Origin of the sequence: Rhodococcus sp. MS16, assembly GCF_013277795.1 — a bacterium.
In the GTDB taxonomy this organism is placed as follows: domain Bacteria; phylum Actinomycetota; class Actinomycetes; order Mycobacteriales; family Mycobacteriaceae; genus Rhodococcus_F; species Rhodococcus_F globerula.
This window is the reverse complement of record NZ_VBTM01000001.1, coordinates 415,479-433,881: the sequence shown is the minus strand read 5'-3', so window position 1 is coordinate 433,881 and position 18,403 is coordinate 415,479. Positions and strand designations below refer to the sequence as shown.

Genomic DNA, 18,403 nt, shown 5'->3' with positions numbered 1-18,403 from the left:
ATGGTCGTCCAAACGAGAGCAGGAGTGCGCATATGGGTTCCATCGACATTCTCAATTGGCTTCACGAGGGAGCAAGTGCCGGAGACCCCATCAGGGGTCCGCTTTACGTAGTGGCGTTCATCGCGATCGGACTGGTCAGCGTACTGAGCGGCGGAGCCGTGATCTAGGCGTACCTGGCAGTTGATCGTCGCTGTGAGAAATTTTGGGTCACGAGCGTCGGGGGTCGAGGTCCACACGGTCAGCCTTGTATCAGTCAGCCTTCGACGTACTCGACTGATAGACCTCCCCCTGACGCATTCCTTCGCAGCGAAGACGTCGATCACCAACGCCGCAATCGGGTCTAGGACCAGCCGAACAGGCTGTTGAGCACAAGGCCCATCGGCAGGACAGTCGCGAGATATGTAAAGCGAAGTGTCTGCTTCGAATCTGCAACTGCCGACGCCGAGCCGAGGTCGCGGTGCGTCGACCGACACATACGAAGCCAACGCGAAAGCGAAGATACTGCGCCATCAGCAATATCCGTCAGTATCAGTATCAACGAGACCGATCACATCCTCGAGAGCGCGCCGATCCGTGGATCAGTAGGTTCATATCCACCTGGGCCTGGCTTGTAATTACCATAGTCAGACCTTAGGGTTCTGACTATAGAAAGCACAAGTCAGATGTCAGCCGAACTACGGGAGCCCTCGATATGACTGTCACCACCACGACATCGCACAGCGCCACTTTCGAGGCGAGCTGGAAGAGTTTCGACGGAATCCATGGTGGCCTCGTCGTCGCGAGCATGATCCGAGCAGCAGTCGACGCCACCGGCGCCTCGCCGGCCGCGGTCAGCTCGCACCTCGATCGGCCGGTCCCACCCGGCGTAGCCGCCCTGACAGTCGATGACGTGCATGGCGGCCGTACCGTCAGTTGCCGGGTCGCACTTGCCGATTCCGCTACCGCGCTCGTTCGTCTCGCGCGCGATATCAGCCACACAGTCCGGACGACCTCATCAGTCGCACCGGCCTCTGACGACCCGTCGACTCTGCCACGCCTCGAGATACCGATCGACTTCGTACCGTTCTCACAGCATCTCGACATTCGCCCGATCAACGCCGCCCGACCGTTTGCAGGTGGCGACTCCCCCGAGTTCGATGTCTGGATTCGTTTGCTCGACAATCTCGATTTCACGGGGGCAGAGCGCTCTGCAGTCCTACTCGACGCATTGCCGCCCGGGCTTTTTGCGACCCTGACGATGCCTGTTGCAATTCCCACCGTCGAGTTCAGCGCACATTTTGCTCCCACCACACCGTCGGATTCACCGTGGCACCGCCTGCGCCATCGCACCGTGTGGGCAACAGACACGCTGTGCGTCGACGAGACCGAATTATTCACAGCAACAGGCGAACTCGCGGCCCAGGCGAGACAGCTGCGTCGGATACTGAACTGAGAGCCGGACCTGACCGACTTCGGCGCAACACTGCTCTGATTGACCTGGTTTTGCTACGAGCCGTCCTCGAACTGGTACCACGGGCCGCCTACATTGATGAGCGAGAGGAAAACTCGCGTGCCACCGGGTAGCTTCACCAGCCATCCCAGCTTGGCCGCGACGATAACCAACAAATCCGGTGCGGCGACAACAACGATTCGTGTCGTGCGCCAGGTACGGAAAGGCCACCATGCGAAGTACGGGCCGAGCAGAACAAACATTGCAACCACGGCGCCCACTGGAACGACGTATCGGTGAGGGTCTCGTCACGAAAGGTGTAGTGCTGGGTAAACAACGGAAATCACCTAACCTACGCGACACTCGGAAGCGATGGAAACCAATTCGGGAGCCTGGCAGATCAGTAACCCAGCGACCCAACTTCTCCAATCCGAGAGCTCGGACTCGCCTTGCCACGACTGCAGTCCGGGTGAAGGATGGGCGCGACACCTAATTTCCCGCCTGCTGGAGGGCACCGTAATGAATCTCGTTCGCCGACTGGCCATCTACTCGTCCGTAGTGATCGGTTCGGCTCTGGCGCCGGTAGCCGCGGCCTCCGCTGCAGTCACCGTTCCGTTCCAGATCGATCCGGCGCCGTACGGGAACCCGAATGGCAGCTTCGATGCACCCGCGGTCCGCTGTGTGGCCGTGGTCGGCGAGCAAGCGGGCACGCTGAGGATCACCGGAGGTAAAGAAGGCCGGTGGGGGTGCCTGCTCTCGTCGGAAGTGCGCTGGTTGAACTTGTCGACCGGGACGTCCGGAACCGCCCGACTGTCTGACGGACTGCACGGATACCCGGCCGAGGCGACCCTGCAGACCGGCACCGGGCAAATCGCAGTCGCGGTTCTATCTGCGGCCGGAACGATTACCCCTGGCGTCGCAACCTTTTTCGTTCCGTAAGTGATCGCCACACTCTGAGCCGCCGGACCCCCGATATCCAACGGGCGCAGATTTACAGCCATGCACCTCAACGATTCCGCAGACGGGTCTCGCGGCCTGAAATAGTGATGTCCCCCGCGGGTTGCGGTCCAGCGCTTTTCGAGCGCTGGACGCTAGTCTGCTCGGCAAACTCTTCAATTCAGATCGTTATCGCAATTCACAGGACCGATGGACGGACTCGGGCGCTTTGCGGGCCCGTTGCTTGTCGTCCGAGCCGGGCGCAGACCGCGTCTATTCCACGTCGTGCGAGACCGGCCGGATCGCCAGGCCTTTCCATGAGCGTCTTGAACAGTTCCCGCTCGAAGTTCGCGTGGTTCCACAAGCCGCTGTCAGCGGTCGGGCCGGGATGCTCGACGTAGGTGACGGTAAACGGTGTGGTCATGGTGTCCACAATGCACAGGCAACAGAGAGGAACTCGTCGCCACGGGCGTAGCCGAATGCATGGTTGAGCGCCACAGCGCATCTCTGAACACCTGCATCTCTGACCACCCAAAGATTGGCAGCATGGGTGTATCCGGTGTACCTGAGATAGGATCACTCATAGTTCCTCGTCAAGCCGCGGCAACGAACTGTCTTCATCAGCCATTGCAATATTGCAACGGCCACGCCTAGACAGGTAGGACAGCCATGCCCCTTACGAAGAAATTCTCGGAAAAGTACAACGACGCACTGATCGCCTTGGCCACCGCTACCCATCGCCCCGCCAACGTGGTCAACCTTGCCGGTGACTACGCCATCCGCGTCGACCTCGAATACAACCGCTACGTCCTGGCCACCAACACCGGCCGGGGCCTCTCGGACGAGCCCGATACAAGTGGATCCTGGACGGTTCGTGTCTTTCAAACCAACATCGAGTCGATACCGGACACACTGCTCGGCGAGGCTGCAGACCCATGGCTCGTAGACGCGTTCGATTCCGCACTCACCCGCCTCGAAGCCGACGGTAACAAGATTGTCGCGGACGCAGACTTCGGTGACATGGCACGGCCTGATGCAACCGCATCAACCGCATCAACCGATGTCATGGCACCAGCTCAAGCCGGGTCGTCAGTCGTGTCGCTCAGCTGAGAGATCGCGGCCAGAATCGAATTCTCGGCTTCCAGCAAGTAATCGTTCGATTCCAACGAGCGTGATTCCGTCGTCGATCACCTCAGTGCTGGGCCCATGTCGGTGTGGGCATCGAGTTGCCTTCATGGTTCCAAAACTTCTGTTGCGGAGGAGCATTGGGCAGGACTGAACCGATAGGCGGCACTTTGCCATTCAACGGGCACTTGCCATTCAACGGGCACTTCTCCGTGAGACTGCCGTCCGGTCGGGCGAAATCGGGAAACACACCCGCCCGGACACGCTATGGAGACCCCGACGGTCGATCCGCTCTCGAAGCCATCGAACAACGTTCGAGCGATAACCCCTCAGAGATTTGGACCTGCGAAGATTTGGACCTGCGAACCCGGCCTAGGATCAGCGAGATATGGCGTTAGCCGCAAAAACCGGCCAGCGTGTTGTTTCGGCCACCCGCTCAGCCGATATCCACGGTCAACTCTTCTGATACGGGATGCCCGAATATCTTGGCGGCGATTCCTAGCGCGGGTTCCGGCGTGTTCACGGTGGAACTGCCCGAGGCAATGTCGCCGCTATGAGCGAACGGGATGTCGATCGCCGTCATCGCGTTCGCGAGGTGAAGGGATGTACGAGCGCCCGTCTAGGCATCCACGTTCTTTAAATCTACATCGGCCAACACAGATAATTCGCATGCCCGAAAGAGCAACAACTTAGGCGAGACATTTCCCGAAAAGACTGATGCGCGCCCTGAACAGCTGAAATGCAGGAAACTCTGGAGGTCAGCCAGTGCCGACTGGGCCAAATCTACACCCATAGATATAGATTTTATGGTCACAGATGTTAAGGTCGCGTGACAACCCATTACGATCAGCCGATTACGATGAGGAGGTTCACCGTGACTTTCGAACGTCAACCGCCCTCACTGCGCGGCGTGTACGGGATCTCGGTGATGTCGGAGTTGTCCGGCATCGGACCGCAGACCTTAAGGCTCTACGACCGAAGAGGGTTGTTGACCCCGACGCGCACCGATGGCGGAACCCGCCGCTACAGCGAAGCGGATCTGACCACGCTACGTCGCATTAGCGAATTGATCGCCAACGGAGTGAACTTAGTCGGAATCGGATTGATCCTCTCACTCGAGGCCGAGAACGCAGCTCTTGCGACGCGGATCAATCAGATGCACTAATCAGCCGACGCTCAGCTTTGATTGTCGAGACCGGCGACATCAGCTGGGAGTGACGTCGCGGGGCTGCTGATACTCCCGAAGTCAACATCGGCAACAACTTGTTGCCGAGAGCCTCAAGGTGATGGAGGGCAGAATCGAAAGCGTCGACGAGCCTTTGGTGTGTCGCTTCGGCGAGACGTTGATCCGATACGCCGTCGATTTCGGCCTGAAAGAATCGAACCAACGGGGCCGAACTAGGCGCACTCCCTGCCTGATGGGGCGCCGGCCACGCATCCATCAGGCAGAGAGCAGCGAAACTGCTCTGCCACAACATTTCCCAGCGAAACACTTCCCATATTCGGCGTTACTCGTTACCAACCGGAACCTCGCGGAGGACCACCCTTTCCGCCAACTCGAGCACGGACACGTTCATCTCCTGCGAGAGCGTTCGAAGCATCTGAAACGCCGCTATGGCATCGACGTCGAAACGTTCCATGAGCATGCCCTTGGCTTGGCCGATCAGATCACGTGAGGCCAGCGCACTGCGAAACTGCTCACCGCGACGTGCACTCGAAAGCGCAATGGCCGCATGGGTAGCCAGATTGATCGCCTGCTCCTCCGTTTCGGCGTCGAACCCGCCGACATTGTCCGAGAACAGGTTCAACGCGCCGAGTTCGTCGCCATCGGTATAGAGCTGGATCGACAACACAGACCGAACCGGAGTCTGCTCCCGCACCGCAGTCATAAACGCGGGCCACCGCGGATCCGAAATCACGTCGACTATCCGCACCGTCTGACGAGACCAAATCGCATCGAAACACGGCCCCTCACCGTGCTCGTGCTGCAATTCGTCGAACCGCGTCGGCACTCTACCGGTCGCTGCAGCCGACTCGAAATGCTCAGGACGATGGCGGCGCACCAAGGTGATCCCCGCATGATCGACACCATGGAGCAGTTTCACCGCAGCCTCGGCGACCTCCTCGAGCACCTCCGACGGTGACATAACACCACCGGTAAGCGTTCCGTGCACCGTCCGCGCCACCTGCGAAATCCGCCCATAAACATCCAGAACCGACTTCTCCGATGTCTCCACTGCCATTCTTCCTTCCACCCGCAGTGTCACCATAAAAATCATCTACGCGCAGGTCGGAGCGCCGACTCCCGACCGGGATCGAAGAATACTCGAACTCCCAGCCCACTCCATCATCCGGGCCGACGAACTGCCGGCACATAGTGAGCCCGCCACATATGGCGATCGACGAATGCCACCGGTGCCGGGCACCCGAGAACAAACCGCCGCGAGTCTTACCGCACAGTCGAGCGTCTCACCCAGTAGCGGCCGCGCCGGATCCCGCAGCCTTGTCGATCGCCCATATCGACTCCGAAGGACCGCACATCCGACTGCACTAACTCGCCACAGAGGAGAATCCCGGCCTCTGGCACCGCTCACCTCTCACAGTCGATGTGTCAACTACAGCGAGTGGCGTCGACATTCGGCTACCGCCGACAATCAGTGCCGAACCTATGACTGCGCAAGCGATTACGCAGCGACTACGTTCCCAATTGCGAGTGTTTTTCACCAGATAACGTTCGGCTGTATCGGTGAGCCGGAAACATCTAACCCGCCGTGGAGATTGGGGTCCACCGCCAGCTCCGCAGCAGACTCTTACTACTCAGTGAAACTGTCGGATAATCCATTGCGCAACACGTTTCTCGCCCCAATCTCGATGTGCACTGCACGACCGGCAGGGCATCAAGCAGCACCGCTCCAATGTCACTGCAGACGTTTCAGGCACAATCTGCGACCCGGAGCTCATCAATCGACAGCAATAAATCTATCCCGTAAGACACAGATTTCACGGAAGGGGGAGGGGAGGTTTCGCCCCCCAAATGCGACATAAACAAGCATTTCATCTGGCAACGGCCCAAAAACTGGTGATGCAAACCATGTTTTCGCCTCCAGTTTCGCCCGTCCAGGCTTGCCAATTATCTACTTCTCCTGGTATAGATTTAGAGCGCCTGAAACTGCACATACTGCCGCTACTGCACACTTGGCTTCAGGAGGACGATGACAGCGATCGACATCCAGTCCGCTCGGCCCGGCGGGATCAAACACCGGAAGTTCAACCGTGAACACCGGGAGCTCGAGTTCCGGATCGCCCCGATGTTCGGGGACCCCGTGACGAAGGAATTGGCCGCAAGCATCGGCTGAACAGACAGAGACGATCTTTGGCGATGATGCCGCAACTGCACGCACACATTCGCGCGAACAGTTCGACATCTCAAGAGAGGAACACGTATGTCCGATTCACGATACCGGGACTGAGCACTGACGACGGCGCGAACGTGGCTGCAGTGCTGCAGAAACGGCTGAGCGCATACAACCATCCACACCTCACCGAAGACTTACTCATCAGCCAAGAGTCAGCCGACAAAGCGCGCCAAGACTGAACCCGCCGTTGTACGGCGTTCAGCCGGATAGCTACCGGCGATAAGTGAGGAGAACTCCGGAACCGTGACGCAACGCGAACATCGCATCTTCCAACGGCAGCAACGCTTATTGCCGGGTTCGATCATGGCAGAACATCGCTCGGCGCCGCAGCGATCGCTTCCTTCTAACAGAACGACATCAATGGAGGAATTCACACAATGAGCGCAATAACCAAAGCAATGTACAAACCGCTTTCCCTCGCAACGAGCGTGATTGGTGGAATCGCCGCTGGAGCGGTGTTTCAACAGATCTGGAAGCGCGTCGGGCATGACGAAAAAGCCCCCGACCCGCAAGATCTCAACAGATCGAGCAAAGAAGTCCTGATCGCGGCGGCGCTCCAGGGAGCAGTTTTCGCCGTCGTGAAAGCAGCAGTGGACCGAGCTGGCGCAAAAAGCTACCGGGCTCTCACTCACGAGGACCCGATGTGAACTTCAGCCACTTCGCGCATGAGACACGTCGAGCATCGTCGCATCTCGAATAACTGAATGCCAGGCGCGAAACATGGACGGCAGCAACGATAGTCGATTCCCCTCGGCCGACGAGCCGAGATGAACCCCGGAGGTACTTTGACCGACAAGCAAGCACGTACAGGCGAGGGTCCACCCGACGACATCAAGACTGTCCACACAGATCCCAGCAGCGAAAACGCAGCGGGGGACGTGCAATCGGATCCTTCCGGCGGCGAAACCTGGTCCGACGAGGGCGGCGCCACCACACAAGGACCTGCAACCGATCCACACTCGCGATAGAGCGGACCAGAGGCGATACCCGCACCGCAGGAAGGTTTTCTTGGACAAGCTACCGCACCGTACCCGACGTGCGAGATGATCAGAAATAGGCAGCGTTCGGGGATTCCAACGATATTCGCTGATCCACAAAACATCACTGGCCCGTACCACTGGGCTGAACAGCAACACGCATCGCTGACGGAGTGAAATGCGGGCGAGCCAAAATTTCCGCGATTGATCCATTCGTCGAGGTTCACCCCGTACCGACACTTCATCGGGAACGGAAAAAGCCCTACCGCAAAGTGCGCTCCCGCGCTCTCTCCACGACACATATTTCTGACAAGTTTCTGACAGAGAATCGAGGAGTCATCGTGTCCAAAAAGATCTCTAAAAAGAGCCCTCCGATCTCCGGAGCGCCCGGCCAGGCGACTCCGCCGCTGGAGGAACCGGTCAAGCCACGCATTCCGTTGCCCCCGAAAGACGATCAACGCGCCCCACAACTTCGCACTGCAACAGCCGCAGCTGTCGAAGGACCACCGTCGGCGCGCTCGCAGCAGGGCGAATATCTGACCACCGCACAGGGCGCCCGCCTTTACGACACAGACCACTCTCTCAAAGCCGGAGAACGCGGCCCAACTCTGCTCCAGGACCACCACTTACGGGAAAAGATCACCCACTTCGATCACGAGCGGATCCCCGAGCGCGTCGTCCACGCCCGCGGCGCCGGCGCCCACGGAGTGTTCCGCGCCTTCGGCGCCGCTGAAAAAGTGACTAAAGCAGGCTTCCTCCGCAGAGGAGTCGAAACCCCCGTATTCGTCCGTTTCTCCACAGTGCTCGGCTCACGCGGCTCCGCAGACGCAGTCCGAGACACCCGCGGCTTCGCCACCAAGTTCTACACAGCCGAAGGAACATTCGACCTGGTCGGCAACAACATCCCGGTCTTCTTCATCCAAGACGGAATCAAATTCCCCGACATCATCCATGCCGCGAAACCACATCCCGACCGCGAGATCCCGCAAGCCCAGAGCGCACACGACACGTTCTGGGATTTCGTCTCCCTCCACACCGAAGCCACCGCGCACACCCTCTGGAACATGTCCGACCGCGGTATCCCCCGGTCGTATCGAATGATGGAAGGATTCGGCGTTCACACCTTCCGACTTCTCAACGACGACGGAGAAACCTCGCTCGTGAAGTTCCACTGGAAGCCCCGCCTGGGCGTGCACTCGGTGGTATGGGAAGAAGCACAACTGATCAACGGATTCGATCCCGACTTCCACCGCCGCGATCTCGCCGACGCCATCGAAGCCGGTGCGTACCCGGAATGGGAACTGGGCATCCAAATCTTCCCCGACACCCCCGAGCAGATGTTCGAGGGCATCGACCTCCTCGATCCCACCAAATTCGTTCCCGAGGAACTGGCCCCGGTTCAACCGATCGGGGTGATGACGCTCAACGCGAACCCGACCAATTTCTTCGCCGAAACCGAACAGATCGCCTTCCACCCAGGGCACCTCGTGCCCGGTATCGACGTCACCGACGACCCGCTACTGCAGGCCCGCCTGTTCTCTTACCTGGACACCCAGATCAGCCGGCTGGGTGGACCCAACTTCGGTCAGATCCCGATCAACCGCCCACACGCACCGGTCAACGACACGTTCCGCGACGGAATGCACCAAAGCGCAGTACATTCCGGTGTCGCCCCCTACAAGCCGAACTCACTGGACGGGGGTTGTCCCTTCATGGCCGGCGCAGAGTCCGGGGCGTTCGTCGAAGTACCGGTAGCGCTCGAGGCCGGTACGAAACGTCGCGGCGCGCCAGCCACATTCGACGACCATTACTCGCAGGCGCGTCTGTTTTACAGCAGTCTCACTGTCATCGAACAAGACCATGTCGCACAGGCATACACCTTTGAACTAGGAAAGTGCTACGAACAAACGATTAAGGAACGAGCCCTCGGTGTGATCGCCAACATCGATCCCGACCTGTGCGCGAAGGTCGCCGCCGGCCTTGGCCTCCCGGCCCCGCAGCCGTCCGTCCCGTTCGACGACGCACCGACACCTAGCCCTGCTCTATCGCAGGTCGGCGCGCAATGGCCGGTTGCCGGCCGGGTGATCGGCATCGTGGCCGATGAGAACTCCGATCTCGCCGCAGTCACCGCAGCGGTGTCAGCTATAGCAGCCGACGCAATGGTGCCATTGGTGATCGGCCCCCACGGCGGTGAATTGTTCTCGGACTCGGTCGTTGTCCCCGTCTCGCGTACCTTCGACACTGCACGATCGATCGAATTCGACGCGCTTCTACTCGCAGGGGTACCGGCGGACCCGCGCCTGGACATTCTCCTCTCGGAAATGTTCCGCCATGGCAAGGCCATCGGCGCATGGAATGACGCGACGGAACTTCTCGAAACCGCAGAACTCACTGCGGCGGACGGCGTCGTGACCGGCGAGGACAGCGTATCGGTACTTGAACAAGTGGTCACACTGCTCAAGTCGCATCGAGTATGGAGCCGACTCTGACAAGTTGTCAGTGAGCGGCTCCCGGTGCGGCCGAAATCGGCAGTCACGCTGCACCGCCGAGGAAGATCAGTTCTGTAACTGCAGAGGAGTCATTCTCTGTCGTTCTTCTTCGTACATGGGGATGGTTCCCCACGTAAACCCATAGCCCTGGAGACTCCAGGGCACGTGACGAGCCACTGATGGCCCGGCCGATTTTGTTTGCACTTCAGTCGTTTAGGGCAGGCGAACGGCGACAACATTCCAGCGAGAAGAGGTCGATCAACGTGCGCGCAGTTACATGGCAAGGTAAGCGGAAGATCAGCGTCGAAACAGTTCCCGATCCCACCATCGTCGAACCCACCGACGCCATCATCAAAGTCACCACCACAAACATCTGTGGATCCGACCTACACCTGTACGAGACCTTGGGCGCGTTCATGAACCCGGGGGACATCCTCGGTCACGAGCCCATCGGGATTGTCGAGGAGATCGGATCCGACATCACTGATCTCGAAGTCGGTGACCGTGTCGTCATCCCCTTCCAAATTTCATGCGGCAACTGCTTCATGTGCAACTCCAGCTTGTACACGCAGTGCGAAACGACGCAGGTCCGTGACCAAGGCACCGGCGCGGCATTGTTCGGATTCTCCGAACTTTACGGCTCGGTACCAGGCGGACAAGCTGAGTACTTGCGGGTCCCACAAGCGCAGTTCACTCATATCAAAGTACCTGAAGGACCTGACGATTCACGCTTCGTCTACCTTTCCGACGTGCTGCCGACGGCCTGGCAATCGGTTGAGTACGCCGCAGTGCCACCGGGTGGTTCCGTGACGATCCTCGGCCTCGGACCGATCGGAGATATGGCCGCTCGCATTGCTCAACACAAAGGGTTTCGAGTCATCGGCATCGACCGGGTACCCGAACGCCTCGAACGCCTGGAAAAGCGCGGCGTTGAAACACTCAACCTCGACGACTACGGCGACAAGATCGGCGACGCCGTCCGCGCTCTCACCGACGGCCGCGGAACGGATTCCGTGATCGACGCTGTCGGCATGGAGGCTCACGGGTCGCCAATCGCGAAGCTGGCGCAGCAATTCATCGGACTACTTCCCGACGCGATTGCCGCACCGGCGATGCGCACCGCCGGTCTCGACCGTTTAGGCGCGTTGTATTCGGCAATTGACATCGTCCGACGCGGCGGAACGATCTCGGTGATCGGCGTGTACGGCGGAAAGATCGACCCACTTCCTCTGATGACTTTGTTCGACAAGCAGATTCAACTGCGAATGGGCCAAGCCAACGTCAAGAAGTGGGTCAACGACATCATTCCGCTCCTGACGGACGACGACCCCCTCGGAGTCGACACCTTCGCAACCCACCAACTGCCATTGGAACAGGCACCGCACGCGTACGAGATCTTTCAGAAAAAGCAGGATGGAGCAGTCAAGATTCAACTGAAGCCTCACCTGTAGCAACCTGCGAGCACCTGCTCGGCTTCGCATGTCACGCAGTAGGTGGTCGCACAGTCTGGAAACGCCCCACCTCGCAGACTCACGCGGTGGGGCGTTTCCGGCCACAACCGATCAAAAGCTCCCCCACCGGCATCCGACGCCAGAATTTCACCCGAACACGGGCGGTCCGCGGTTCTCTCAATCCCGCACCGACCGCGTATCGACGGAGCTTCTCACCGAACCGCACAACCACCGCTCACGGACGCGGTCGACATAACGACGAAAATCCTTGTGTCCGAGGGAAACAAGATCGTTGCAGACGCAGACTTCCAGCAAATCGCGTGTTTAATCAAGCAAGGCTGTCGGCAGATTCACTCAACTGAGCAATCCGCGCCGCAAGCACCGAATTCTCCGCCTCGAGCGAAAGAATCAACCGCACACCAACCAAATTGACCCCGTCATCGACCAACCCGGTAATACGACGCAAAGTCTCCAAATCTGACTCGCTGTACCGACGCGTTCCACCACCAGTGCGAGTAGGCGTCAACAATCCCCGCCGCTCGTACAAACGCAACGTCTGAGGCCCGACTCCGGATAGCTCCGACATCACCGAGATCCCGTAAACACCGCGCAGTGAATGCGACTGAGACTCCAACGCCACTGCACACCTCCTCACGGATACCTGGGCACTACGCCGATTTTAGCATCCGACATTAAAGAATCTCGACCAGCAGATACAGATTCCTTGCAGCCAGAGAGACAAATCATCCACGCTTCCGCCTTATCCACCTCGGCAAGCAGATTCGGCAACCAGAGGGAGAACTAACATCGAGAAATCGTAACCGACATCACGCCATTGTTGATGGACGCACCTCTCATTTCCCAACAGATCAGGGCAATTTGCACTGCAAGAGACTGTCTCTGATCGGTGATTCGCCCTGGACGCTCAGACAGTGCAGAAGCTCCGCTCAATTTCCGTCACAAATCAAATTCCGCGGCCGGAGCTAATGATTAACTGTAAGTTCGGGGCAACTCACAAGTCGAGTACCGCTGAAATTTTCAGTAGTGAGACAGCAGAACCTAGACTCCGCAACCCCTTGCCGGCAATCACCCAACTAAACGATCGACCCAACTGACCGAGCGGCGCGGCAGACACGCAAGGATCATCTCGAACCTCGACCAAAGCCAAAACCTGCCTCGAAGCGGAACTCCGAGCGTCTATGTCGTCGGTCGACGAGGTGCTCGACGCGAACCGGCGACCGCGCGACCATCTCGCGACAATACCCCCCAATGTCCACGCGAAGTTGAGAGTGCCAGGCACGAGGCCATCAGCGTCAGTAGTCAACCCGCGCTGTAGTGCTCGATTGCCGTCGCGGCAAAAACAGAGCATCCAACGATTGTGAACTCGAGTTCGTCTGCGTCTCCGTCCGCCAAGAGATCCACCAGCACCGCCTGGTCCGTGGCAACCAATTCTTCGCTCCTGCTGTGGTCCACCACATGAGAGACAATCAATGCAGATTGGCTGTTCGGCGCTTCGATAACTATCACTACCGGCTCGCGCAGTTTTCCATCGCTCCGTTGCAGGACTACGTGGGTGCATTCATTGCCTCAAGTGCGTACGCGACCTCTGCACGCATTTCGCGCCGAGAATGCCGGCCGTCGAACAACTCGAATCTGGAGCCAGATGACCGTCGTACAGGTTTTCCACCACGGTCATCAACGACTACCGACAACGGGCTTGACCTTGACACAGTGACAAGCACTCAAATGGTCGACGAAGGAGGTGGTTGTCGTGAACACAACCAATAACGGTGGGTCGAATACCCATCTCGTCGACGCGCTGGCTGCATCAGATTCGTCGGACCGGCTTCGGGCTGCACTCGCTCTAGGTACCCGGGGTGATCCGGGCTTGATGGAAGCCCTTGTCGATCGGTGCGCTGTTGAACCGGATTTCTTTGTCCGCGACATGCTTACCTGGGCATTGTGCCGATTCCCCGCCGAAGTGACAGTGCCGAGACTGACCGGCGAGCTCGAATCCGACTCCGTCCAGGCTCGCAGCCAGGCGCTGCACACCCTGTCCAAGATCGGGGACCCTGTGTCCTGGCCTGCCGTGATAGCACTGCTGCATGACGACCACGACGAGGTCGCGCGCAGCGCCTGGCGGGCGGCTGTGGCACTCGTACGACCAGGCGACGAGGCCGCGCTTGCGGCTGATCTGGCCACTGAACTCGGACGAGGCGACACGGACATGCACCTCAGCCTCAGCCGGGCGCTGGTGAGTCTCGGAGATTCCGTCCTACCGATCCTCGACGCGGCTGCGACGAGTCCTGATCCAAAGGCTCGCGCACATGCAGTTGCAACTAAGCGGCTTTACTTGGATCCCGACAGTGGCTTCACCCTCGCAGTGGAATTGGCGCAGCGTGTAGCGATCGTCGGGCCGCGCACGTAGAGAACAGGAGTAAAGATGTTGATCGGCGAAGTCTCGCGGCAGTCCGGTGTCAGTACGCGAATGTTGCGTCACTACGACGCCTTGGGCCTGGTGGAGCCCACCGGCCGCACGTCCGGCGGCTACCGCGAGTACTCAGCCGACGACATCCGCCGGCTCTTCCATGTCGAGAGCCTGAGGACGCTCGGTCTCTCGTTGGACGAAACCAGACGCGCCCTGGACGAGCCCGATTTTGCTCCCGCCGATCTGGTGGGTGATCTCATCAAACACACGCGTCAGCGCATCGCTGCCGAACAGGAACTGCTCACGAAACTCGAACGCGTCGACGCTACGGCACCGTCGGAGTGGGAGGACGTTTTACGAATGGTCACCCTGTTGCGTGCGCTCGAGTCGGAGTTTGCTGCCCGCCGTCAACAAGCAATCCTGAATCAGGAGGGCAATGCGTCGTTGCCCATCGACGCATTGGTCGAGGCTGCATTGACGGAAGACGACCTCAATGTCGCCGGCGCGCTCCAGTGGTCGTTGGCCAGGGCCGCCGGTCAGGGAGTCACAAATCTCGCCGTCGGCCTCCGGTCTCAGGAGGTCGACGTCCGACGCCGCGCCGTTGCCGCAATTGCAGCCGTACACACCTCGGAGGCAACCACACATCTGAGACAAGCACTCGAGGATTCCGACACCACCGTCCGCTCACGCGCGGCTCTCGCTCTCGGCGCTCGGGGAAGCGTCGACGCGATCCCTGCCCTCCTCGAAATGGTCTTGACAGGCCAGCTCGACGTCGAGGCTGCCGAAGTTCTAGGCATCTTGACGGACGTCTCGCCATCACCCGAGACCATCGTCGATCAGATGCAGACCACGCTCGACAGCATCGCCGATGCACCGACGCGGTTGCGAATTACTCAGGCGCTTGCGGAGATTCCCGGTCCATCGGCACTCGGAGCTCTCGCCCGGCTGACCCAGGACAACGATCGAACGATCGCGGCCACTGCGGCTGCCATTTTATCCACCCACGAGCGCAGGCATAGACAGCGTTAACCGCTAGTTGCCGAGATGCGGTGAAAACAAAGCCCCACAACATATTCCTGGCCCAAAGCACGTTTATCCAGGTTATTCCGGGGAAGCGGCCGGCTCCCGCGCGCCACCTGCGTTAGCGTGGGATTGCGAAGAACGTCTTCGAGACACCTCTTCAGAGATACGAGGTCACCACGGTGACAAAGTCGCTGGCAGATGACCCAACCGCGGACAATGTCTCACGACGCGCCGACATCGAACCCGAACTGAAGCGAACTCTGAACTCATTCCAGATGTTCGCGATCTCGTTTGCGTTCATCTCCGTGGTAATCGGCATCTTCGGAACCTTCGATTCCGTCCTTGCCAACGCAGGACCAGTCGGAATCTGGTTGTGGGTCGTGGCAGTATGCGGGCAAATCCTGGTGGCCTTGGTTTACGCGCAATTCGCAGCCCGCATTCCGCTCAGCGGGTCTTCCTACCAATGGGCGTCGCGGCTGGCGAACCCCAAAGTGGGCTGGGTATTCGGCTGGCTGGCAGTCTGGGCGTTGGCGATCGGTGTGAGCGCAATCGACAATGCGCTTGCCAGTCAGTGCCTCATGCCCCTGCTCAACATGGAACCGAACGAGGACACGGCACGAGTAATCACCGTAGTCATTCTGCTGATTCAGACTGTGCTCGCCATTGCCTCGACACGGATTGTCGCACTGGTTAACTCAGCCGCTGTAGGTGTCGAATTGGCGATTGTTGTGGTGCTCGGCATTGCGCTGATCGTTGCTGTGGTGGTGACGGGAAACGGCACAACCGACAACCTCACATCGCGTGGTATCACCGAAGGCGCTCCCGATTACTTTGCCGTCGGCGGCGGGGTGATGGCTGCGATGATTCTGGGTTTTGCCACGCTCCAGGGATTCGACGCCGCAGCGAACATGGCTGAAGAGGCCAGAGACCCGTTTCGGAGTGTCCCCCGCGCAATCGTCGGATCGGTAGTGGCAGCCGGGATTCTGGGAATGTTCTTCCTGATCGCCCTGACCGTCGCCATCGACGACATCCCCCAGATAACCGAAAGCGGCTCACCGGTTGCCGCGATCATGCGAGATCAACTTGGTCCCGTGGTGGAGCGAATATTGTTGGTAGCGATATCATTAGCGTTCTTTGCCGCCGGACTGGTCGTGATGACTGGAGTGTCACGAATAATTTTTGCGATGTCACGCGATGCACGCTTCCCTGCGCACCGACTGATGCGGCGAGTCAACCCTCGTACCAAGACACCGATCCCGGCGACCATACTGGTTCTTGTCATCGGCGTCGTCTTGATGATCGCACTACCAGGTGCCGCATTGCTCGAATTGATCCTGGCATCAACGATCATTCCGTTCCTCCTCTACGGCATGACGATCGTCCTCTATCTGGCCGTACGCAGGCGACTCGATCACAAGCCGGGCGCGTTCGACCTCGGCCGCTTCGAGTTGCCGATCGCGATTGCCGCGCTCGTGTGGATTCTGTTCAGCTTATTCGTACTGATTGCGTCGGGAACCTTGACCCCGGTATTGGTGGTGACCGGCTTGATCACAGTAGGAGCGATGTACTTCTGCTATCTACTCAAATTGAAACCCGAGACACTGAACAACGAGCCTGGACTCGAGGATGCTTTCGAAATCTAGTTGAACCGGCGCATGCGTGTGGGCTTCGCATCGTCTTTGTCGGTGATGCGAAGCTTGCACACGGTATTCAGTTCCGGTGGAACCGTTTTCAGTCTCGATGCACTGGGCCTTGGCGGGTTGTGGAGCGTCGGCGTCGTTGTTTCGGGTCGATCGCAGCTGGTGGGATGAACCAAGGTTTGTGATCATCGCCCATCTTGATTTCCCAGATGCCGCGGAACCCGCTGGTGCTGTGGATCAACCGGTGGTGGCTACGGCAGAGGAGGGTGAGGTTGTCCATCACCGTCAGACCGCCCACTGACCACGGTTTTATATGGTGCGCGTCGCACCAAGCGGGTACGGCATCGCAGTTGGGGAAGGCGCAGCCTTTGTCCCGGGCAATCAACGCGGTGCGTTGTTCAGGTGTGACGAGGCGTTTGTGCGGTGTCGCATCCAACGGTGCGCCGTCGCCGTCCATCAACACTGTCGAGAGCATGCAATCGCACGCAAGCATCCGGGTCAGGCTCACACTCAGTGGCCCCATCCACGGCATGTACCCGACATCAAGATCCTCGACATCAGGCTCATCGTCATCGAACGCACTGCCGTAGAACTCGCCATCATCCGATGCGGTATTGCTGCGCATGGTCGCGCATTCCCGATGCTCGGCAAGATCTTTCGCGGTGATATGCACATTCACATGCGGACGCTGACCACCATCAACACCGGTCATGGCATTGTCGAGATACCGGCGAATCAGTTCCGTGAAGGCATCCGCGGTGCGTTTGGCAGCCGACCGCTGATCCGGGGTTCCGTCCGCGGCCGGTTTCGGCATCGACAAACCCGACAGAGCCGACAACAACATTTCACCGGTCAACGCATCGAAATCGCCCTTGATCACGACCCGACCGTTCAACGTCGGCGAAATCCGCAAGACATTGAGATCGTCGTCCTCACCGGGTGGGACATCGTCGGATTCGAATATCCGCTCCAGAACTGCAATCGCATACCGCAGTTTGATGGTGGTCGCCTCGACACCCGACGCGGCAGCGAGAAGGGTTGCCATGCAGGACGGTAACGCGTTCTCAGGCATACCTTTTGGTGGTGATTCGCAGAATGCCACGATTATCGCCGCATGATCGAGCGAAAGGTCACCGGCCTCGAACTGCGCAGCAATATCCGGGAACACCCGCAGCGCGGCACCGAGGGCAGCGATCTTGTTGCCGGCCGCGTTCTGCAGCATCGTATTCGCCGCCAACCACCGACCCACACCTCGATAACACAGCACCTGCTCGTCCGGGTTGAGCGCCAACTCATCCACTGCGGCAACCCGAATCGCTTCCAACCGAAGAATTTCCGCCGATACACAGACTGCAACGTCCCGAACCTCAGCCGGACGCAATCGCCACAACCTGCCACGCACACCTACTGCCGAACCGGCTACAACATCCCCCACTGCAGTTGAATCACAAACCGTAGTCATCAAGGCCTCCCCACCCGTGACCCCAAT

Annotated in this window: 20 protein-coding genes; 13 read left to right on the top strand and 7 right to left on the bottom strand. The window is 59.2% G+C overall.

Annotation, left to right across the window (positions count from 1 at the left end):
* The first annotated feature begins 32 nt into the window (after positions 1–32).
* Positions 33–167 (top strand): hypothetical protein, encoded by a 135-nt coding sequence (locus FEZ60_RS32825; protein ID WP_255285223.1) that lies wholly within the window; start codon positions 33–35, stop codon positions 165–167.
* 524 nt (positions 168–691) lie between these two features.
* Positions 692–1,432 carry a thioesterase family protein gene (locus FEZ60_RS02050; RefSeq protein WP_172935433.1) on the top strand — a complete coding sequence of 247 codons (741 nt, stop codon included), beginning with the start codon at positions 692–694 and terminating at the stop codon, positions 1,430–1,432.
* 53 nt (positions 1,433–1,485) lie between these two features.
* On the opposite strand, the gene FEZ60_RS02045 is transcribed toward FEZ60_RS02050, so the two are convergent.
* Complete coding sequence (locus FEZ60_RS02045; protein ID WP_172935432.1) at positions 1,486–1,701, bottom strand: hypothetical protein; 216 nt, start codon at positions 1,699–1,701, stop codon at positions 1,486–1,488.
* A 247-nt stretch (positions 1,702–1,948) separates the two neighbouring features.
* On the opposite strand from FEZ60_RS02045, the gene FEZ60_RS02040 reads away from it, so the two are divergent.
* Positions 1,949–2,368 (top strand): hypothetical protein, encoded by a 420-nt coding sequence (locus tag FEZ60_RS02040; RefSeq protein ID WP_172935431.1) that lies wholly within the window; start codon positions 1,949–1,951, stop codon positions 2,366–2,368.
* A 196-nt stretch (positions 2,369–2,564) separates the two neighbouring features.
* On the opposite strand, the gene FEZ60_RS02035 is transcribed toward FEZ60_RS02040, so the two are convergent.
* On the bottom strand, positions 2,565–2,789 hold the full coding sequence (locus tag FEZ60_RS02035) for a hypothetical protein (RefSeq protein ID WP_172935430.1): 225 nt from the start codon (positions 2,787–2,789) through the stop codon (positions 2,565–2,567).
* Between the two features lie 245 nt (positions 2,790–3,034).
* Here FEZ60_RS02035 and FEZ60_RS02030 point away from each other — a divergent pair, with 245 nt between their 5' ends.
* Positions 3,035–3,475 carry a hypothetical protein gene (locus tag FEZ60_RS02030; RefSeq protein WP_242484363.1) on the top strand — a complete coding sequence of 147 codons (441 nt, stop codon included), beginning with the start codon at positions 3,035–3,037 and terminating at the stop codon, positions 3,473–3,475.
* A gap of 451 nt (positions 3,476–3,926) precedes the next feature.
* On the opposite strand, the gene FEZ60_RS02025 is transcribed toward FEZ60_RS02030, so the two are convergent.
* Positions 3,927–4,073 (bottom strand): hypothetical protein, encoded by a 147-nt coding sequence (locus FEZ60_RS02025; RefSeq protein ID WP_155276695.1) that lies wholly within the window; start codon positions 4,071–4,073, stop codon positions 3,927–3,929.
* Between the two features lie 291 nt (positions 4,074–4,364).
* On the opposite strand from FEZ60_RS02025, the gene FEZ60_RS02020 reads away from it, so the two are divergent.
* Complete coding sequence (locus FEZ60_RS02020) at positions 4,365–4,655, top strand: MerR family transcriptional regulator (protein WP_033236145.1); 291 nt, start codon at positions 4,365–4,367, stop codon at positions 4,653–4,655.
* Positions 4,656–4,998: 343 nt separating this feature from the next.
* Here the strand turns inward: FEZ60_RS02020 and FEZ60_RS02015 are convergent, their stop codons facing one another.
* Positions 4,999–5,733, bottom strand: a complete 735-nt coding sequence (locus tag FEZ60_RS02015) for a GAF and ANTAR domain-containing protein (RefSeq protein ID WP_172935429.1) — start codon at positions 5,731–5,733, stop codon at positions 4,999–5,001.
* A 969-nt stretch (positions 5,734–6,702) separates the two neighbouring features.
* Between FEZ60_RS02015 and FEZ60_RS02010 the strand changes: the two genes are divergently transcribed.
* The 5 genes from FEZ60_RS02010 to FEZ60_RS01990 all read left to right on the top strand — a co-directional run bounded on the left by FEZ60_RS02010 (position 6,703) and on the right by FEZ60_RS01990 (position 11,823).
* A complete protein-coding gene (locus FEZ60_RS02010; RefSeq protein WP_172935428.1) occupies positions 6,703–6,846 on the top strand; it encodes a hypothetical protein in 144 nt (47 codons plus the stop codon).
* Between the two features lie 437 nt (positions 6,847–7,283).
* Entirely contained in the window at positions 7,284–7,553 is a 270-nt protein-coding gene (locus FEZ60_RS02005; protein ID WP_033236141.1) for a DUF4235 domain-containing protein, read from the top strand.
* Between the two features lie 138 nt (positions 7,554–7,691).
* Positions 7,692–7,874, top strand: a complete 183-nt coding sequence (locus FEZ60_RS02000) for a hypothetical protein (protein ID WP_172935281.1) — start codon at positions 7,692–7,694, stop codon at positions 7,872–7,874.
* A gap of 362 nt (positions 7,875–8,236) precedes the next feature.
* Positions 8,237–10,372, top strand: a complete 2,136-nt coding sequence (locus FEZ60_RS01995; RefSeq protein WP_172935621.1) for a catalase — start codon at positions 8,237–8,239, stop codon at positions 10,370–10,372.
* A 263-nt stretch (positions 10,373–10,635) separates the two neighbouring features.
* The gene (locus FEZ60_RS01990; RefSeq protein ID WP_172935427.1) at positions 10,636–11,823 is read left to right on the top strand and encodes an alcohol dehydrogenase catalytic domain-containing protein; all 1,188 of its coding nucleotides are present in this window, start codon (positions 10,636–10,638) and stop codon (positions 11,821–11,823) included.
* Positions 11,824–12,151: 328 nt separating this feature from the next.
* Here FEZ60_RS01990 and FEZ60_RS01985 read toward each other — a convergent pair whose 3' ends face one another.
* Together FEZ60_RS01985 and FEZ60_RS32820 are read right to left on the bottom strand one after the other, a co-directional pair.
* Positions 12,152–12,463 carry a MerR family transcriptional regulator gene (locus tag FEZ60_RS01985; protein WP_033234653.1) on the bottom strand — a complete coding sequence of 104 codons (312 nt, stop codon included), beginning with the start codon at positions 12,461–12,463 and terminating at the stop codon, positions 12,152–12,154.
* Between the two features lie 680 nt (positions 12,464–13,143).
* A complete protein-coding gene (locus FEZ60_RS32820) occupies positions 13,144–13,272 on the bottom strand; it encodes a hypothetical protein (RefSeq protein ID WP_255285222.1) in 129 nt (42 codons plus the stop codon).
* A gap of 313 nt (positions 13,273–13,585) precedes the next feature.
* Here FEZ60_RS32820 and FEZ60_RS01980 point away from each other — a divergent pair, with 313 nt between their 5' ends.
* The 3 genes from FEZ60_RS01980 to FEZ60_RS01970 all read left to right on the top strand — a co-directional run bounded on the left by FEZ60_RS01980 (position 13,586) and on the right by FEZ60_RS01970 (position 16,917).
* Entirely contained in the window at positions 13,586–14,251 is a 666-nt protein-coding gene (locus FEZ60_RS01980; RefSeq protein WP_172935426.1) for a HEAT repeat domain-containing protein, read from the top strand.
* A 15-nt stretch (positions 14,252–14,266) separates the two neighbouring features.
* Positions 14,267–15,280: a HEAT repeat domain-containing protein gene (locus FEZ60_RS01975; RefSeq protein WP_172935425.1), complete on the top strand. Its 1,014-nt coding sequence runs from the start codon at positions 14,267–14,269 to the stop codon at positions 15,278–15,280.
* A 173-nt stretch (positions 15,281–15,453) separates the two neighbouring features.
* A complete protein-coding gene (locus FEZ60_RS01970; protein WP_346343317.1) occupies positions 15,454–16,917 on the top strand; it encodes an amino acid permease in 1,464 nt (487 codons plus the stop codon).
* 88 nt (positions 16,918–17,005) lie between these two features.
* Here FEZ60_RS01970 and FEZ60_RS01965 read toward each other — a convergent pair whose 3' ends face one another.
* Entirely contained in the window at positions 17,006–18,376 is a 1,371-nt protein-coding gene (locus FEZ60_RS01965; RefSeq protein ID WP_172935424.1) for an HNH endonuclease signature motif containing protein, read from the bottom strand.
* Between the last annotated feature and the right edge of the window lie 27 nt (positions 18,377–18,403).

Bases quoted from the DNA above. Each gene is read 5' to 3' on its own strand.
- FEZ60_RS32825 (WP_255285223.1), top strand. From the start codon at position 33: ATGGGTTCCATCGACATTCTCAATTGGCTTCACGAGGGAGCAAGTGCC.
- FEZ60_RS02050 (WP_172935433.1), top strand. From the start codon at position 692: ATGACTGTCACCACCACGACATCGCACAGCGCCACTTTCGAGGCGAGC.
- FEZ60_RS02040 (WP_172935431.1), top strand. From the start codon at position 1,949: ATGAATCTCGTTCGCCGACTGGCCATCTACTCGTCCGTAGTGATCGGT.
- FEZ60_RS02035 (WP_172935430.1), bottom strand. From the start codon at position 2,789: ATGACCACACCGTTTACCGTCACCTACGTCGAGCATCCCGGCCCGACC.
- FEZ60_RS02030 (WP_242484363.1), top strand. From the start codon at position 3,035: ATGCCCCTTACGAAGAAATTCTCGGAAAAGTACAACGACGCACTGATC.
- FEZ60_RS02025 (WP_155276695.1), bottom strand. From the start codon at position 4,073: ATGACGGCGATCGACATCCCGTTCGCTCATAGCGGCGACATTGCCTCG.
- FEZ60_RS02015 (WP_172935429.1), bottom strand. From the start codon at position 5,733: ATGGCAGTGGAGACATCGGAGAAGTCGGTTCTGGATGTTTATGGGCGG.
- FEZ60_RS02010 (WP_172935428.1), top strand. From the start codon at position 6,703: ATGACAGCGATCGACATCCAGTCCGCTCGGCCCGGCGGGATCAAACAC.
- FEZ60_RS02005 (WP_033236141.1), top strand. From the start codon at position 7,284: ATGAGCGCAATAACCAAAGCAATGTACAAACCGCTTTCCCTCGCAACG.
- FEZ60_RS01975 (WP_172935425.1), top strand. From the start codon at position 14,267: ATGTTGATCGGCGAAGTCTCGCGGCAGTCCGGTGTCAGTACGCGAATG.
- FEZ60_RS01965 (WP_172935424.1), bottom strand. From the start codon at position 18,376: ATGACTACGGTTTGTGATTCAACTGCAGTGGGGGATGTTGTAGCCGGT.